A 17,218-nucleotide genomic window follows, 5' to 3' on the forward strand; every position below is an offset into this window, starting at 1 on the left:
ATAGAGGATTGGTCGGCTGTCAGGCCGCGATCGCGAGCAGGCTCACTCCTGCATTGGGACTGAGTACATCCGATAGAGGATTGGTCGGCTGTCAGGCCGCTTTCGCGAGCAGGCTCACTCCTACATTGGGACTGAGTACATCCGATAGAGGATTGGTCGGCTGTCAGGCCGCCTTCGCGAGCAGGCTCGCTCCCACAGAAAAGCAAAAGCAACGCCCACCTCACAACCGCTTCCGCTTCTCACCACTCAACAGGATGAGCGTTAGCTCGGCTGCAGCTCTTGATCTTAAGGCCCGTCGGCAGGCTGAGTGGAGGGATTGATCCGGGGGTGGGAGCGCAGCGACCGTTCGACGAAGTCGAACACATCGAGAGGAGGTGCAGCGAAGCAAACCGTAGGCGATGCCCCCGGATTAATCACGGAGCGAAGGAACCCCGAGCCCCAGCGAGCGGGCCGAACGTCAGGGCGCAGACCTTTTGGTTACTTTTGGGGCGTTTGCCAAAAGTGACCCGCTGTAAGAGCGGAACCGCCAGCAGCAGCACTCGAAAAAACGGATATACACCCAAACCCCAAGAGCATGGCCGGCCCAAAGGCCGCCAAGCCCAAAGCATCAAAGCGTCAAAGCCGAAAATGCCCAACCATCCCACGCAACTCACTCCCCAACTGCGCCAACTCAACACTCGAAGCCGCATTCCCACGCATCGCGATCGACGACTGATCCGCACTCGCACGAATACTCGTCACACTGCGGTTGATCTCCTCCGCCACCGAACTCTGCTCCTCGGCCGCCGCCGCAATCTGCTGATTCATCTGCTGAATCAACGACACCGCCGCCGCAATACTCCCCAGCGCACTCTCAGTCTGCAACGCATCACTGACCGCCAGCTTCACCAACTCCCCGCTGCTCTGAATCTGCTGCACCGACGAATGCGCCGCCGAGCGCAACGCACTGACCAGCCGTTCAATTTCCTCAGTCGATTGTTGCGTGCGTCGAGCCAGCGCACGCACTTCATCGGCCACCACCGCAAAGCCCCTGCCCTGCTCCCCGGCCCGCGCCGCCTCGATGGCAGCATTCAACGCCAATAGATTGGTCTGTTCGGCGACACTCTTGATCACTCCCAGCACCGTGCCGATATTCTGGATTTCAGCACTGAGGCTTTCGATGCTGGAACTGGCCGACGTCGCCGAATCAGCCAACTGCTCGATGCGCGCCATGCTCTGGCGCACCACCTGCTGACCACTCTCGACCTTGTCATCCGCCGTCTGCGCGGCCAGCGCCGCCTCTTCGGCATTGCGTGCGACGTCATGCACGGTGGCGGTCATCTGGTTCATCGCCGTGGCGACCTGCTCGGTTTCTTCCTTCTGGCTGCTGACCTCAAGGTTGGTCTGCTCGGTGACCGCCGACAACGATTGCGCTGAACTGGCCAGTCGCTCGATCCCCGCCTGCAAACCACTGACAATGGTGTTCAGACCCGCGCCCATCTGTTGCATCGCCAGCATCAACTGACCGATCTCGTCGCGCCGAGTCACCTCAACGGTCGCACTCAAGTCGCCGGCGGCAATCTGCTGGGCAACCTGAATCACGCTGCGCAATGGCGCGACGATCAGTCGGGTGATCAGCCACGCAGCGAGCAACCCGACGAGCAAAGCCAACGCCGATGAACCAATGATCAACAGCGAGTTTTTCTTCAGTTCCGCCTGCATCGCGCCATCTTCAGCGACATAAGCCTGATTCACCCGCTCGACCACCTCGTTGGCGCGCTGGTGCAATTGCTCGTAGACGGTTTTTTCCTGGGCGAGCAAACCGGTGTATTCGGCCAGTTTGTCGTTGAAACCGGCGATATGCCCGGACACCTCATTGAGCACGGTCAGGTAACCCTCGTCCTTGACCGTAGATTTCAGTTCTTCGGCCTGCGTCTGGGCCTGAGCGGCCTGTTCGATATTGCCCTTGCCGGCGCTGTCGGGATCGCCCTTGCGGCTTTGGTCGAGGCGAATCCGCGCTTCGTTCATCGCTTGCAGCATCAGCCGCGACACCTGACTGACTTGGCTGGCCTGCTCAATGAACTGGGCACCGTCCTTGCCCTCGGTGTCCTTCAAGGTATACGCACCGTCGTCGGCAAGCCCGGCCTGCAACACGTCGAGGTTGTTGGCCACACTGGACACCGACCAACTGGCCATTTCCAGCGCAAGATCCTTGGCCTGAGTCAACGAGACAAACTCGTCGAACGCTTTGCGATAAGCGCCGAGCGACTGCTGCACATCATTCATGACCGACACATTGGCCGCCGACTGCGCTTTGAGCTGATCAGCCAGAGCAACCAGCTCGTCGACGCCCTTACGCAAGGCATCGGCCGTTTTCGGATCGCCTCGCAAGGCATACTCCTGCTCGAGCAGGCGCACTTTGAGCAGGCTGCTGTTGAGCGAAGACATCTGTTTCAGCCCGTCGAAACGCTGACTGATGGTTTGCAGGGACCAGACGCCAATAGCTGCCACCAGCGCCGTGAGGAGCAAAACCAGCACAAACCCGATACCCAGTTTTTTTGCCATACCGAGGTTGGCAAAACGTCCTTGCATGGCCGAAATCATTGCGCGTAGTCCCCTGCCATTGTCAGTAGAGCGAAGAGTCGCAACGGCCATCCACCGGCACAAGTCTCTGGCGTCGGAATAATGGCAAAAAGCTACGCCTGCGTCGTTTTCAGAACGCTTGAGGTCGATCCGAACCGGTGTGGCGAAAAAACTGCCGGGCGCGTGGATCACACGCGTAGGCGACGTTGATACGCAGCCAATCGCCCGACTCGCCACTGGGGCTGAAGGTATCAGGCGCTGACAGCAACACACCGTAGCGTTGAGCCTGCCGGCGCACCCGAATCTGATCGCTCATGCGCGAGCGCGCCCAGATGAACAAGCCACCCGCAGGCTTGCCGAAAACCTCCCAATCGGCGTCCTCCAGCGCCTGCAACGCGGCCGCGCGATCGGCATTCAGCCGTTGACGCTGGCGTTGCACCAGTTTGCGGTAAGCGCCACTGACCATCAGGCTGGCCAACACGGCCTCGGAAAACCTCGACACCCCCAGCCCGCTGATCATTTTGACCTGCGCCAGGCGCCTGACAATGTCGCTGTCGGCGAAGACGAACCCGACCCGCAAGGAACTGCTCAGCGTCTTGGAAAAACTGCCCACGTAGATGACTCGCCCACCATCGTCCAGCGCCGCCAGTCGCGTACCGTTACCGGTGTGCAAGTCCGCGTAGACGTCATCTTCGATCACACGCAGATCGTAGGCTTTGCTCAGTTGCAGGATGCGTTGCGCCACGCTCGGCGACAGGCAACTGCCTGTAGGATTGTGATGATGACTGTTGATGAACAACGCACCGGGCCGAAACTGTTGCAGCAAAGTCTCCAGCGCTTCGATATCCGGCCCGTTCGGGGTTCGGCTCACCTCAAGCATACGCACGCCATGCAGGCGCAGCAGATCAAACAGCGGCGCGTATCCCGGCGTTTCGACCACCACGCAGTCTCCGGCCTTGAACAAGGTGCGCACGATCAGATCCAGCGCATGGCTGGCGCCGCCGGTACTCAGCAGCTGCGAACTGCGGGCCTCGATACTGAACAGCTTCAGGCGTTTGGCAATTTGCTCGCGCAACGCTGGAAGACCCAGGGGCGTGCTGTAGTTGAACAGGCTGGCCATGTCGGTGCGCGCCACCTCGCGCAGGGCATAACTGAGGTCGTCAGGCTCGCGCCAGCTTTGCGGCAGTCCGCCGGCACCAAGATTCAAGCCACCTGCGGCCTCGCAGACGGCATCGCACCAGGCAAACCGGCCTTCGAATGGCGCCAATTCATCCTCTGCGCCGAGTGTCGATGGCGAGGCGGCGACACTGAACCCGGTGCCTTGGCATGAGCTCAGAATGCCCTGCGATACCAGCCGTTCACACGCCTCGACCACACACGACTGGCTGAGCAGGTTGCCCCGGGCAATTTGCCGCACGGAGGGCAAACGGGTGGCCGGCGGTACGCCACTTTGCAGGATCCACTCGGTCAGTCCGTCAACAATCTGCTGCACGACCGGCACCATTGCCTGTCGATCAATTCTCAATTCCATGAGCAAGCAAACTCCTGTCCGTTTTGCTGGCGGCAGTAAATCACAGCCGCGCCGGACAGGCTGTGCGACAACGCCGCCAAAAGCGACCGTTCTAACCGTTTGATACACATTGTTTAAGGGACTTCACGGAACTGGCCGTGCCCCACAAAAAAAGCCCGCATTGAATGCGGGCGGTTTTTTCTGGCGCTTTATTCAGAATGCGGTGACGCCGCCGTCCACTGCCAGCGAGTGGCCGGTGGTAAATGCGGCACCGTCGCTGCACAGGTACAACACGGCACTGGCAATTTCCTCGACTTTGCCAATGCGACCGACCGGGTGCATGGCATTGGCGAACTCGCCTTTCTTCGGGTCGGCCTCATAAGCGCGGCGGAACATGTCGGTATCGATCACCGCCGGACACACCGCGTTGACGCGAATTTTCTTCTTGGCGTATTCGATGGCTGCCGATTTGGTCAAACCGATCACCGCGTGCTTCGACGCCGCGTAAATGCTCATCTTCGGCGCCGCGCCCAACCCGGCTACCGAGGCGGTATTGACGATCGCCCCGCCGCCCTGCGCCAGCATCAGCGGCAGTTGATACTTCATGCACAGCCAGACGCCTTTGACATTGACGCCCATGATCGCGTCGAACTCATCCATCGAACCGTCGGCCAGTTTGCCTTTTTCGATTTCGATGCCGGCATTGTTGAAGGCATAGTCGAGACGGCCGTAGGTGTTGATGACCTCGTCCATCAGATTTTTCACTTCGCTTTCGACGGTAACGTTGCAGCGCACGAAGGTCGCTTCGCCTCCGGCTGTACGAATCAGCGCCACCGTGCCCTCGCCCCCTGCCGCGTCCAGGTCGGCGACCACAACTTTCAGGCCTTCGGCGGCGAACGCCTGCGCGGTCGCACGGCCGATGCCGTTGGCCGCGCCGGTAACTACGGCAACCTGACCGGAAAACGTCATGCTCATTGTTATGTCCTCGAAGGGATGGATGCAGGGGGATTTGTTGAGTGGCAGCATAGCCATTGAGGTATGCCGGACGTCAGCACTATCCAACGGCTGTTTAAGTGCCCATGCATCGCAGTGATAAAACCTGCCCAGTGATCATCACTGCACTGGATCGGCGTGCATTCGCCGCATCAGCCGACCTTGCGCCAATGCTGTCGAGGGTCTATCAACAAGGCTTCATTCCGTTCGAGTGCCTGCCATGACCAATCAGACCAATCGCCAGTTTCTGCTCGCCAAACGCCCGGTGGGTGCGGCTACCCGCGAGACCTTCACCTATCAGGAAGTACCGGTCGGCGAACCGGCGGCGGGCCAGATTCTGGTCAAAAACGAATACCTGTCCCTCGACCCGGCCATGCGCGGCTGGATGAACGAAGGCAAGTCCTACATCCCGCCGGTCGGTATCGGTGAAGTCATGCGCGCGCTGGGCGTAGGTAAAGTCATCGCTTCGAACAATCCGGGCTTTGCGGTCGGGGATTACGTCAACGGTGCCATTGGCGTGCAGGATTACTTCCTCGGCGAGCCAAGAGGTTTCTACAAAGTCGATCCGAAACTGGCGCCGTTGCCGGTGTATTTGTCAGCGTTGGGCATGACCGGCATGACCGCCTACTTCGCCCTGCTCGATGTCGGCGCACCGAAGGCCGGTGACACCGTAGTGTTGTCCGGCGCTGCGGGTGCAGTGGGCAGCATTGCCGGGCAGATTGCCAAGATCAAAGGTTGCCGTGTGGTTGGCATTGCCGGTGGCGCCGACAAGTGCAAATTCCTCATCGACGAATTGGGCTTTGACGGTGCCATCGACTACAAGTCCGAAGATGTCGTAGCGGGGCTTAAACGCGAATGCCCGAAAGGCGTCGACGTGTATTTCGACAACGTTGGCGGTGACATCCTTGATGCCGTGCTCAGCCGTTTGAACATGAAGGCGCGCGTGGTGATCTGCGGCGCGATCAGCCAGTACAACAACAAGGAAGCGGTCAAAGGCCCGGCCAACTACCTGTCGCTGCTGGTCAACCGCGCGCGGATGGAAGGCTTTGTGGTAATGGATTACGCGGCGCAGTACGCCAGTGCGGCGCAGGAAATGGCCGGGTGGATGGCCAAGGGGCAGCTCAAGAGCAAGGAAGATATCGTCGAAGGCCTGGAGACCTTTCCGGAGACGCTGATGAAATTGTTCAGCGGCGAGAATTTTGGCAAGTTGGTACTGAAAATCTAAAATCACCACAAAACAAATGTAGGAGTGAGCCTGCTCGCGATAGCGGTGTGTCAGTCAACATTAACGTTGTTTGACACACTGCTATCGCGAGCAGGCTCACTCCTACAGAGTTTTGCGGTGCCTGATCAGGCGATTTCGCCTACAACCGACGCCAATGCCTTGGCCGGATCAGCCGCCTGGCTGATCGGACGGCCAATCACCAGATAATCGGAACCGGCATCCAGCGCCTGACGCGGGGTCAGAATACGGCGCTGATCGTCCTGCGCGCTGCCGGCCGGACGAATCCCCGGGGTCACCAGTTGCAGCGACGGATGTGCGGTTTTCAGCGCCGTGGCTTCCAGCGCCGAGCACACCAGACCGTCCATGCCAGCCTTCTCGGCCAGCGCAGCCAGACGCAAAACCTGCTCTTGCGGTTCGATATCCAGACCGATACCGGCGAGGTCTTCGCGCTCCATGCTGGTCAGCACGGTCACGCCGATCAGCAGCGGTTGCGGGCCGCTACGCTTGTCCAGCTCTTCACGGCAAGCAGCCATCATGCGCAGGCCACCGGAACAATGCACGTTGACCATCCACACGCCCATCTCGGCAGCGGCTTTCACGGCCATCGCGGTGGTGTTGGGAATGTCATGGAATTTCAGGTCGAGGAATACTTCAAAACCCTTGTCACGCAGGGTGCCGACAATTTCTGCGGCGCAACTGGTGAACAGTTCCTTGCCCACTTTGACCCGGCACAGTTTCGGGTCCAACTGGTCGGCCAGCTTCAGTGCGGCGTCACGGGTGGGGAAATCCAGGGCGACGATGATAGGAGTCTGGCAGGCGGACATGAATGGGCTCTCAGGCAGGTCGAAATCGGCGCGCATTGTAGCGGAACCGGCGGCGGCGCGGCACCCGATGATCGGTAAATCGTCGCGCCGACCGTGATCAGCATAGCGCTCGCTGCTATTGTGTCGACTCCGATACACAACCGACATGCCAGCAACAAGCACCCGCGCTAGCCTCGCCAGCCGCAACACGTCCTTACATCAGCACTTCCCGCCTCACGGCCGGACGCCTATGCTGAAACCACCACCTCGCAGCCCATCTTTTGTGGTTGGCGGCCTACTGGCAGATGAACAGCCTCATGCACAACACCCAAATGACCGCGACGGATGAGCCTAAAGACGACAAGCGCTGGAGCATTCGTGCGCTGATCGTCGACGATGACGTGCCGATCCGCGAGCTGATGATCGATTACCTCGCCCGTTTCAATATCCACGCCAGTGGCGTCACCGACGGTGCGGCGATGCGTCAGGCGCTGCTCGCCGAGCATTTCGACGTCGTCGTGCTGGATCTGATGCTGCCCGGCGAAGACGGCTTGTCGCTGTGCCGCTGGCTGCGCGCCGAATCGGACATCCCGATCCTGATGCTCACCGCCCGCTGCGAACCGACCGACCGCATCATCGGCCTGGAACTCGGCGCTGATGACTACATGGCCAAACCGTTCGAGCCACGCGAACTGGTCGCGCGCATTCAGACCATCCTGCGCCGGGTGCGTGATGACCGCACCGAGCAACGGGCCAACATTCGTTTCGACAACTGGCGCCTGAACAGCGTGCTGCGCCAGTTGATCGCTGACGATGGCTTGGTAGTGCCGCTGTCAAACGCCGAATTCCGCCTGCTGTGGGTGTTTATCGAACGTCCGCGCCGGGTACTCAGCCGCGAACAATTGCTCGATGCGGCCCGCGGTCGTTCGATCGAAGCGTTCGATCGCAGCATTGATTTGCTGGTGTCGCGCCTGCGGCAGAAACTCGGTGACGACCCGAAAGCCCCACAGCTGATCAAAACCGTGCGCGGTGAAGGTTACCTGTTCGACGCGCGAGACATCGGCTGATGCGGGCGCGCTTCGACACGCTGTTCGGGCGCCTGTTTGGCGTACTGTTCGTGGCGATCGTCCTCGCGCACCTGCTGGCTTTCACCTGGTTCCGCCTCTACGGCCCGCCTCCGCCACCTCCGGAGTTCTCCCAGGGCGCCAACGGCCAACCGATGGCGCAGGACCCGCGCTACCCGCCACGGCCCCCGCGCCCATGGTTCGGTGGGCCGGTGGTGCCGCTGACCTTCCAGTTCATCACGCTGATGATCGCGGCGTGGTACGGCGCCAAACTGCTCAGTCGCCCGATCCAGCGCCTGAGCGATGCCGCCGAACGCCTCAGCGAAGACCTCGACAGCCCGCCGCTCGACGAGTCCGGCCCACGGGAAGCCCGGCAAGCGGCGCACACCTTCAACCTGATGCAACGGCGCATTCGCGAACAGGTGCAGCAGCGCGCGCGGATGCTCGGTGCCGTATCTCACGACCTGCGCACGCCGCTGTCTCGGCTGAAACTGCGCCTGGAAAACATCAGCGACGAAAAGCTGCAAGGCCAGATGCGTCAGGATCTCGACGACATGATCGGCATGCTCGACGCCACGCTCACCTACCTGCACGAACAGCGCACCAGTGAAGCCTTGCAGTTGATGGATGTGCAGGCGCTGGTCGAGTCACTGTGCGAAAACGCTCAGGACCAAGGTGCCGACGTGCAAGTCAGCGGCCATTGCACACCGTTGCCGGTGCAACCGATGGCGCTGCGTTCGTGCATCAACAACCTCATGGACAATGCCCTGCGTTATGCCGGCCAGGCACGCATCGAGTTGCAGGATCAGCGCGAACAACTGCTGATCCGCGTGATCGACCACGGCCCGGGGATTGCCGAAGACAAGCGTGAAGCGGTGTTTGAGCCTTTTTATCGCTTGGAAGGCTCGCGCAATCGCAACTCCGGCGGTGTAGGTCTGGGCATGACTATTGCCCGCGAGGCGGCGCAGCGTTTGGGTGGGCAGCTCAACCTCGAAGAAACCCCCGGCGGTGGTCTCACTGCCGTCATTCGCCTGCCGCGCCCCTGAGAAACACACATCCCCTTGTAGGAGTGAGCCTGCTCGCGATAGCGGTTTATCTGTGAGAGTTGCTTTGACTGACACACCGTTATCGCGAGCAGGCTCACTCCTACAGGGGTGGAGGTGAAATTTCAGTCTGTGTACCCATCGGTACAAACCCCACATACCCCCGACAACTTGCGCCCTGACGCTGCATAAGCCGGTACACCCACCGGTTTGCCATTCCAGGGAGTGAGTCCGATGATCGGTAGCGTCAGCAATTACACGAGCTATACCAGCACCAGCAGCACCTCCACGCAAAACGCCCGCAGCCAGCAACTGCAAAAAGAACTGTTCGCCAAACTCGACAGCAACGGCGACGGCGCGGTGGACCAGGACGAACTGAAAAGTGCCCTGTCGCAGAAATCCGACGACGGCCTGCTGGTCAACCTGAGCAAACAGTTCGGCGATCTGGACAGCGACGCCAGCGGCAGCCTCAGCGCCGAAGAAATGACCGCCATGGCGCCACCCCCGCCACCACACGATCAAGCACCAGACACCGACCTGGCCGACGCCCTGATCAGCGCCCTCGACAGCGATGGCGACGGCGCCATCAGCAGCGACGAACTGAGCAGCGGCCTGACCAGCGCCGGCAGCACTGCCGACAGCAACGAACTCTTCTCCGCCCTCGACAAGAACAAGGACGGCACCGTCAGCCAGGACGAACTCACCGCCAGCCTGACCCCACCACCGCCACCTCCCCCGCAAATCAACAGCGACGAGCTGTTCAGCCAACTCGACGCCGATGGCGACGGCAGCGTGACCGCGACAGAACTGAGCAGCGCACTGCAAACCAGCAACAACAGCACCGAAACGACCAGCACCGACACCAGCGCCGCGCTGCTCAAGGTGCTCGATAGTGACAGCAGTGGTGGCGTGAGCAGTGATGAACTGAAAGCGGCTTTACAGGCTGGGCGTGAACGACCTGACGAAGAACAGACCGCTTCGACCCAGAGCACGACAGAAGCGCTGAACCGCATGATTGCCAATTTGAGCAAGCAGTACTCGCTGGAGAAGACGGCGTCGGTGGGCAAGTATTTGAATGTGGCGACTTGAGTCGACGACATTATTTGCCGCGGACAATCAAAAGCCCCTCACCTTAACCCTCTCCCAGAGGGAGAGGGGACTGATTGAGGTGTTTGGGAGAGCTACAGCGACGTGAAATACCGAGTTGAACGCAAATTTTGAGAGGCCCACCATCGGCTCCCTCTCCCTCGGGAGAGGGTTGGGGTGAGGGGCGAATCCACCACAAAACCAAAGTCGAACACCCGCTCTTCACCACTCAATAGGCCGAGTGTCAGCTCGCCTGCTCTTGATCTTGATCCACGGGCGACGTCGGAAGGCTGAGTGGAGGGATTGATCCGGGCGTGGGAGCGCAGCGACCGTTTGGCGCAGCCAAACACAGCGAGAGGAGGTGCAGCGAAGCAAACCGTAGGCGCTGCGCCCGGATCGATCCCGCAGCGAAGGAACCCCGAGCCCCAGCGAGCGGGCCGCACGCAGGAGCAAGCCCTTTTGGTTACTTTTGGCTGGGCCGGCATTCCGGGCGTTTGCCAAAAGTGACCCGCCGTAAGGGCGGAACCCTAAGCCGCCGTTACCGCAGCAACGGATATTCACCCAACCCCAAACCCGATCCCAAACCCGCTAGCGCCGCTCCTCAACCCGCCCCTGGCTCTTACTCCAATCCGTCAACAAACTATAAGCCACCGCCAACAACGTAGGCCCGATAAACAACCCGATAAACCCAAACGCAATCAACCCGCCAAACACCCCAAGCAACACAATCACCAACGGCAAATTCCCGCCGCGACTGATCAGATACGGCTTGAGCACGTTGTCCACGCCACTGATGATGAACGTCCCCCAGATCCCGAGAAACACCGCCATCCCATACTCACCCTTCCACGCCAGCCAGGCCGTCGCCGGCACCCACACCAAGGGCGGCCCCATCGGAATCAGACTCAACAGGAAGGTGACAATCCCCAGCACCAACGCCCCCGGCACCCCGGCAATCAAGAACCCGATCAACGCCAGAACCGCCTGCGCCGCCGCCGTGCCGATCACCCCGTTGACCACCCGCTGCACCGTACCCGCCACCAACTCGATGTAATACCCGGCACGATCCCCGATCAAGCGCTCCAGCAGACTGTGCACAAACGCCGCCAGCCGAGGCCCGTCACGGTAGAAAAAGAACACAAAGACAATGCTCAACGTCAGCTCGAGAATCCCGCCGCCGATCTGCGCACTGCGCGCCAGCAGCCAGTTACCGACCTGCCCCAGATAAGGTTTGATCGACACCATCAGTGCGGCGCCCTGCTGATCGATGCTGTTCCACAGCCCGACCAGTCGCTCGCCCACGAACGGCACAGTCACCAGCCACACCGGCGCTTCCGGCAGACCATCGACCTGCACATCCTTGATGAACGCCGTGGCATCACGCACATGATCCCCCACGTTGAACCCCAGCCATACCAGCGGCGCGGCCACGAGCAACATCCAGCCCAGCGTCAGAATCCCTGCAGCCAGCGATTCACGACCATTGAGCCAGCGGGTCAACAGGCGCATCAGCGGCCAGCTGGCAAACGCCAGCACCGCGCCCCAGAACAGCGCCGACCAGAACGGCGCCATCACCCACAGGCTGGCACCAAACAACACCAGCAGCAGGATCTGCACCAGCAGGCGATCATTATTGAGCATGTGAGGTCTCGAAAAAGTCAGTCAGGCAAAGAGTAGGCGAACACGCCGCGCGTGCTCGCCGAAACAGCTTAACGCAACAGATCGATGCGCAGGCCAGAGCCTTCGACACTGCCGGTTTCCATGCGTGCCGCCCGCACGCCCTGATTGATCAGCGCCTGGCGCCAGGCCTCGGCCTTGGGCCCGGATACCGTAACGCGCAACGTCGTGTCGAGATTAAGGCCACGGGAAATCAGGCGTAGCCAGGTGTCATCCGGCTCATCCACGCGATCAGGAAAATCCAGCTCACCGGTGCTTTTCAGTTGACGCAACAGGGTCGCCGAGGTCGGCAACAGCTCACCCAACGGTGCTACCGCCTCGAACTGTTCGACATGCAGATAGGCTTTGCGATTGCCGCGGGTGATGCTGTAAAGCGCCACCAGCGTGTTGTCCCGCGGTGCGGCCAACCTCAATAGCAGGTAGGCCTGTTGCTCGTCGGCGCCATACAGTTTGGCGTTACCGAACACTTCGTTGGCCCACAGGCTGCTTTCGCCGCAATCCCGTGCCTGGCACCAGAACAGCAATTCGGCGTCCTGTTTTTGCAGGGCTTCGCGAGCAGCGGTAAAGGCTTCGTTGGCGGAGTGTTCGGGTGGCAACTCATAGGTCACCGAAGTGGTCTGGCCACGGGCGGTGACCTGGCCGTCGAAACGCAGTTGCCCGCTGATCTTGCGGATCGAACCCAGCGGATAGATCCGCTCCAGTTCAACCGGAGGGCGATAGTCGACGATCTGTGCATCGGCCAGACGCGGCACGATCTGCAGATCCTGACTGCCCGGCACATCGGCGGCGAACGAAACGGTACTGAAACAGCACAGTGCCAACAGACTGAGTGACCGCATAGTCAGGCTCATCGGATCGGCATGACTGGGTAATTCGAGGTCGCAGCGGTGTAGAAATCCATCGTGGTTGTCTCCCATTTCAACCCGACCAGCCTCGACAGTTGCCCGCAGCAAGTCAAGGAATGGCGAAGAAGCGATTGAAACAGTCTGCGACAAGGTCGGCCCCGGCTTCATCGTTCAGGTGCAAATGGTGCCCGCCCGCCAACTGTTCCCGACTAAAGGGTAGACGCTCCAGCAACTCGGGATGTTTGGCCAGCATACCGTCAGCCGCGACCACCAGATGCGTAGGACAACTGACCCGCAGCGCGAAAGCCATTGCCTGTTCCTCGGTCAGGCGCAGCGGCGACGGCAGGGTCAAGCGATTGTCGGTGCGCCAGGTGTAGCCGCCGGGCACTGGCATCAGACCGCGCTGAGCCAACAGTTCAGCCGCCTCACGACTGACCGCCACCAGACCTTTCATCCGCGCTTCGATGGCGCGGTCGAGGGTGTTGTAGACCGGTTTGCGTTTCTCGCGCAGATCCAGTTGCGCTTGCAGTGCCATGCCCATACGTTCGGCGGCGTTTTCGCCTTTATCTGTAGGAGGAATCACGCCGTCAATCAGCGCCAGATGGCTGATGCGTTCCGGTAACGAACCCGCCAACACCATCGAGACAATGGCGCCCATCGAATGCCCGAGCAGGCCGAACCGCTTCCAGCCCAGTTGCTCGGCGACTTGCAGCACGTCATGGGCGTAGTCCCACAGGGCATACCCGGCACCGTTCGGCCGATGCCCGGAATGCCCGTGCCCGGCCATGTCCAAAGCGATGATGCGCAAGCCTTTGAGCTTCGGCGCCAAACGGGCAAAGCTGTTAGCGTTGTCGAGCCAGCCATGCAGCGCGATCACCGGCACACCGTCCTCGGGCCCGAACAAATGCGCGGCCAGTTCGATATGCGGCAGGCTCAGGCGCACTTCTTCGAAAGTCGGACTCATGCGCAATCCTTGTCCTGACGGTTTTGCCAACGGGTAAACAGATTCTTCAACAACCGTGCGGTGTCCTGCGGGCGCTCAAGCGGGAACATGTGCCCGCCGGGCATGCTCAATGCCTCACCCTGGGCCAGACGCGAAACGAAACGGGTGTGATGACGCATGACCACGCGACTCGTGTGCCCGCGCACCACCGCCAGCGGCACCTGCAATTGTCGGGTGCGACCGGGGCTGGTGTGGGGCACGCCGCGATAGATGCTGATTTCGGTCGCCGGATCGAAGCGCAGACGCAGCTTGTCGCCGACCTGGTGCAAACCGTGTTGCAGGTAGGCATCGAAGCATTCCGGATCGAAACCGCGAAACAGTGTTTTACCGGCAAAGTAGCTGCGCGCACTGGCGAGATCGGCGAATTCTTCACGCCGGCCGAGGGTGCGGCCGGCCGGGGTCAGCTTGTCGATGAAGCCAAAACGCTTGGCGGCACGGATCACCCACTGATCGGTGCGGGTCAGCACGGGCGAATCAAGCATCACCACGCCGCGATACAGCTCCGGGCAACGCAAAGCTGCATGCAGGTGCAGCACGCCGCCGAAAGAATGGCCGACACCCCACACCGGTTGATCCTGCTGCTGCAAATGGTGGATCAGCTCATCAACCAGGTTGTACCAGTTGTCGTCCACCGGAAAACGCGGGTCATGGGCATGCTGCTCCAGATGCGCAACCCGGTACTCGGGCGCCAGCGCCGCGAACAACTTGCCATAGGTGCCCGAGGGAAACCCGTTGGCGTGGGCGAAAAAGATCGGTTGCGACATACGGGCAAATCCATGAGCGGGAAACGTGCGTTGATTGTCCGCAAGACCGAGTCCGGCAGCAATGACCGTAACTGCCAGGAATGATGACAGTCCGCTCAGGGCTATGGTGAGTCAGTCGGATCGCTACCCCCTCACCCCAGCCCTCTCCCCCAAGGGGGCGAGGGGGAAAGGGAGCCGATCTCCATGCTTTTCCGAATCTGGATTCGACTCGGTATCTCAGGTCGATGTACTTCGAATAAACCACTCGGTCAGTCCCCTCTCCCCCAGGGGGCGAGGGGAAAGGGAGCCGATCTCCATGCTTTTCCGAATCTGCATTCGACTCGGTATCTCAGGTCGATGTACTTCGAATAAACCACTCGGTCAGTCCCCTCTCCCTCTGGGAGAGGGTTAGGGTGAGGGTGGCTGCTCACCCAACGGCACCACCGCCATGGTCAGGCGCGACACACAACTGGCCTTGCCTTCATCGCTGGTCAGACGGATATCCCACACATGGGTGGTGCGGCCAATGTGAATCGGCTTGGCCACCGCCGTCACCCGGCCACTGCGCAAGCCGCGCAAGTGGTTGGCGTTGATCTCAAGCCCCACGCAGTAGAACTTGCTGGCATCGATGCACAGATAACTGGCCATCGAACCGACGGACTCCGCCAGCACCACCGACGCGCCGCCGTGCAGCAAACCGTAGGGCTGATGGGTGCGATGATCGATGACCATGCTCGCGGTCAGCGATTCTTCGTCGAACGCTTCGAAGCGGATGTCCAGCACTTCGCCGATGGTGTTCTTCTGGATCGCGTTCAACTGCTCGATGTTCGGAGTGGTACGCCACAGGCTCATCGCAGACTTCCTTTGTTGTTTTAGGGGTCGCTCAATCCTGCCACAGCACCGCCTCGCTGCGCTCGCTCCATTCTTCGAAACGCGCGCCATAGGTGTCTTCGATGACGTTGCGCTTGATCTTCAAGGTCGGCGTGAGGAAGCCGTTTTCCACCGCCCAACTGTCCTTGACCACCACCAACCGGCGCAGGCGTTCGTGCTTGTCGAGCACGGCGTTGACCTCCTCCAGGAGTTTTTCCAGACTCGAATGCAGACTCGCCCGGCCCTCCTCCTGATTGACGCTCGACAGCACACACAAACCCAACGGCGCACTTAACCCGTCACCCACCACGCACACCTGCTCGATGCGTGAATGCACCGCCAGGCGATTTTCGATCGGTGCCGGAGCAACGTATTTGCCCTTGCTGGTCTTGAAGATTTCCTTGAGTCGGCCAGTCAGGCGCAGGCGCCCTTCAGCATCCTGCTCGCCCTTGTCTCCGGTGCGCAGAAAGCCGTCCTCAGTCAGGGTCTCGGCGGTCTTCTGCGGCTCCTTGAAATAGCCGAGCATGTTCGCCTGACTGCGTACCTGCACCTCGCCCGACGCATCGATACGCACTTCGACATCCGGGCACGGTTTGCCGATCCAGCCCTGTTTGTATTGCCCGGGCAGGCAAATGTGCGAGTAACCGCAGCCCTCGGTCATGCCATAGACCTCCAGCACATCGAGGCCAAGTTTCCGGTACCAGGCGAGCAAGGTCTGCGGTACTGGCGCAGCACCGGACAACGCCACACGCAAGGCATCCAGCCCGAGTCCGGCGAGCACTTTGTGTCCGACCCGCTTGCCAATGAACGGCAGACCGAGGAGAAAATCCAGACGCTGCGCCGGGATCTTGCTATACACGCCCATCTGAAATTTGGTCCAGATGCGCGGCACGCCGAACATCGCGGTCGGCCGCGCTCGCTGCAAGTCAGTGATAAACGTCTCAAGACTCTCGGCGAAGAACACCGTCTGTCCGGTATAAATCGACGCCAGTTCCACGAACATGCGCTCGGCGACGTGGCAAAGCGGCAAGTACGACAGCAGCCGGTCGCTCTCGTTAAGCCCGAACAGTTGGGTGCCGCGCGTGGTAGCGAAACCGAGATTGGCAAAACTGTGCATCACCCCTTTGGGCAGGCCAGTGGTGCCGGAGGTGTAGATGATCGTCGCCAGTTGCTCGGCCGCTGGACGCGGGTCGTCCTGAATCGGCGAGCTGCGCTGCAAGTCCGCCCAGCTGAAATCGAAATCCCCGGGCGGGTGCAGTGGCAGGCTGATGGTCGGCAGATCCGCCGGCACGCCTTTGGCCATGCCCGGCCAGTCGTCGAGTTTGCCAATGAAGGCCAGAACGCTTTCCGAGTGATTGAGTACTTGCGCGACGGAGTCGGCGGTGAGGTTGGGATACAACGGGACGGAGACGTGCCCGGCCATCCAGATCGCCAGGTCGGCGATGATCCAGTGCGCGCAGTTTTTCGAGATCAGGGCGATGTGGCTGCCTTGTGGCAACTCGCGAGCGCGCAGCCAATGCGCGGCGCAGCGAGCCTGATGGCCGACGTCGGCCCAGCTCAGGGTTTCGACCTGGCCGCCGCCAATGGGCTGCACGAGGAAGCGCTGGCGCGGGTGCCGGGCTTCACGTTCGTAGAACACGTCCAGCGGCAAACGGAAGGCGGCAGACATGCGACTCGCTCCTGTTTTTCGGGTCTGGAGCAAGCGTAGTCAACCAAGCAAGTGCTTGGTTGGAAAATTCACACAAATAATTTCAGGGTGTACGCAGAAACCAATGTGGGAGCGAGCCTGCTCGC

The 17,218-nt window shown here is 60.8% G+C and carries 14 protein-coding genes and 1 pseudogene; 4 read left to right on the forward strand and 11 right to left on the reverse strand.

From position 1 onward, the window contains the following. Positions 1–615: 615 nt before the first annotated feature. The 4 genes and pseudogenes from AC5SEM_RS17990 to AC5SEM_RS18005 all read right to left on the reverse strand — a co-directional run bounded on the left by AC5SEM_RS17990 (position 616) and on the right by AC5SEM_RS18005 (position 5,047). Positions 616–1,497 carry a methyl-accepting chemotaxis protein gene (locus AC5SEM_RS17990; protein WP_495473478.1) on the reverse strand — a complete coding sequence of 294 codons (882 nt, stop codon included), beginning with the start codon at positions 1,495–1,497 and terminating at the stop codon, positions 616–618. Then, positions 1,474–2,634, reverse strand: a pseudogene (locus AC5SEM_RS17995) (HAMP domain-containing protein); the annotation flags it as partial. The pseudogene AC5SEM_RS17995 and the gene AC5SEM_RS17990, both read right to left, overlap by 24 nt. 58 nt (positions 2,635–2,692) lie before the next feature. Next, entirely contained in the window at positions 2,693–4,093 is a 1,401-nt protein-coding gene (locus AC5SEM_RS18000) for an aminotransferase-like domain-containing protein (RefSeq protein WP_495470953.1), read from the reverse strand. A 192-nt stretch (positions 4,094–4,285) separates the two neighbouring features. After that, positions 4,286–5,047, reverse strand: a complete 762-nt coding sequence (locus AC5SEM_RS18005; protein ID WP_077574099.1) for an SDR family oxidoreductase — start codon at positions 5,045–5,047, stop codon at positions 4,286–4,288. Positions 5,048–5,285: 238 nt separating this feature from the next. Here AC5SEM_RS18005 and AC5SEM_RS18010 point away from each other — a divergent pair, with 238 nt between their 5' ends. Beyond that, a complete protein-coding gene (locus AC5SEM_RS18010; RefSeq protein ID WP_077574100.1) occupies positions 5,286–6,290 on the forward strand; it encodes an NADP-dependent oxidoreductase in 1,005 nt (334 codons plus the stop codon). A gap of 125 nt (positions 6,291–6,415) precedes the next feature. On the opposite strand, the gene pyrF is transcribed toward AC5SEM_RS18010, so the two are convergent. Continuing rightward, positions 6,416–7,114 carry an orotidine-5'-phosphate decarboxylase gene (gene pyrF, locus AC5SEM_RS18015; protein ID WP_495470954.1) on the reverse strand — a complete coding sequence of 233 codons (699 nt, stop codon included), beginning with the start codon at positions 7,112–7,114 and terminating at the stop codon, positions 6,416–6,418. A gap of 296 nt (positions 7,115–7,410) precedes the next feature. On the opposite strand from pyrF, the gene AC5SEM_RS18020 reads away from it, so the two are divergent. From AC5SEM_RS18020 to xopAW, 3 genes are all read left to right on the forward strand, one after another. Beyond that, positions 7,411–8,160, forward strand: a complete 750-nt coding sequence (locus AC5SEM_RS18020) for a response regulator (protein ID WP_016983639.1) — start codon at positions 7,411–7,413, stop codon at positions 8,158–8,160. After that, entirely contained in the window at positions 8,160–9,203 is a 1,044-nt protein-coding gene (locus AC5SEM_RS18025) for a sensor histidine kinase (protein ID WP_495470955.1), read from the forward strand. The genes AC5SEM_RS18020 and AC5SEM_RS18025 overlap by 1 nt, the downstream gene beginning before the upstream one ends. 231 nt (positions 9,204–9,434) lie before the next feature. Further along, entirely contained in the window at positions 9,435–10,289 is an 855-nt protein-coding gene (gene xopAW / locus AC5SEM_RS18030; protein ID WP_495470956.1) for a XopAW family type III secretion system calcium-binding effector, read from the forward strand. A 585-nt stretch (positions 10,290–10,874) separates the two neighbouring features. Here the strand turns inward: xopAW and AC5SEM_RS18035 are convergent. The 6 genes from AC5SEM_RS18035 to AC5SEM_RS18060 form a co-directional block, all read right to left on the reverse strand. Then, positions 10,875–11,927, reverse strand: coding sequence for an AI-2E family transporter (locus AC5SEM_RS18035; RefSeq protein WP_123594406.1), 1,053 nt, complete (start codon positions 11,925–11,927; stop codon positions 10,875–10,877). A 68-nt stretch (positions 11,928–11,995) separates the two neighbouring features. After that, positions 11,996–12,802: a DUF4892 domain-containing protein gene (locus tag AC5SEM_RS18040; RefSeq protein WP_077574104.1), complete on the reverse strand. Its 807-nt coding sequence runs from the start codon at positions 12,800–12,802 to the stop codon at positions 11,996–11,998. Positions 12,803–12,917: 115 nt separating this feature from the next. After that, the gene (locus AC5SEM_RS18045; protein WP_077574105.1) at positions 12,918–13,772 is read right to left on the reverse strand and encodes an alpha/beta hydrolase; all 855 of its coding nucleotides are present in this window, start codon (positions 13,770–13,772) and stop codon (positions 12,918–12,920) included. Then, positions 13,769–14,575 (reverse strand): alpha/beta fold hydrolase, encoded by an 807-nt coding sequence (locus AC5SEM_RS18050; RefSeq protein ID WP_495470957.1) that lies wholly within the window; start codon positions 14,573–14,575, stop codon positions 13,769–13,771. The genes AC5SEM_RS18045 and AC5SEM_RS18050 overlap by 4 nt, the downstream gene beginning before the upstream one ends. Positions 14,576–14,962: 387 nt before the next feature. Beyond that, positions 14,963–15,406 (reverse strand): hotdog fold thioesterase, encoded by a 444-nt coding sequence (locus AC5SEM_RS18055; RefSeq protein WP_077574107.1) that lies wholly within the window; start codon positions 15,404–15,406, stop codon positions 14,963–14,965. A 31-nt stretch (positions 15,407–15,437) separates the two neighbouring features. Beyond that, positions 15,438–17,093, reverse strand: coding sequence for an AMP-binding protein (locus AC5SEM_RS18060; protein WP_495470958.1), 1,656 nt, complete (start codon positions 17,091–17,093; stop codon positions 15,438–15,440). Positions 17,094–17,218 lie beyond the last annotated feature (125 nt).

This window comes from Pseudomonas sp. CH61, assembly GCF_059429415.1.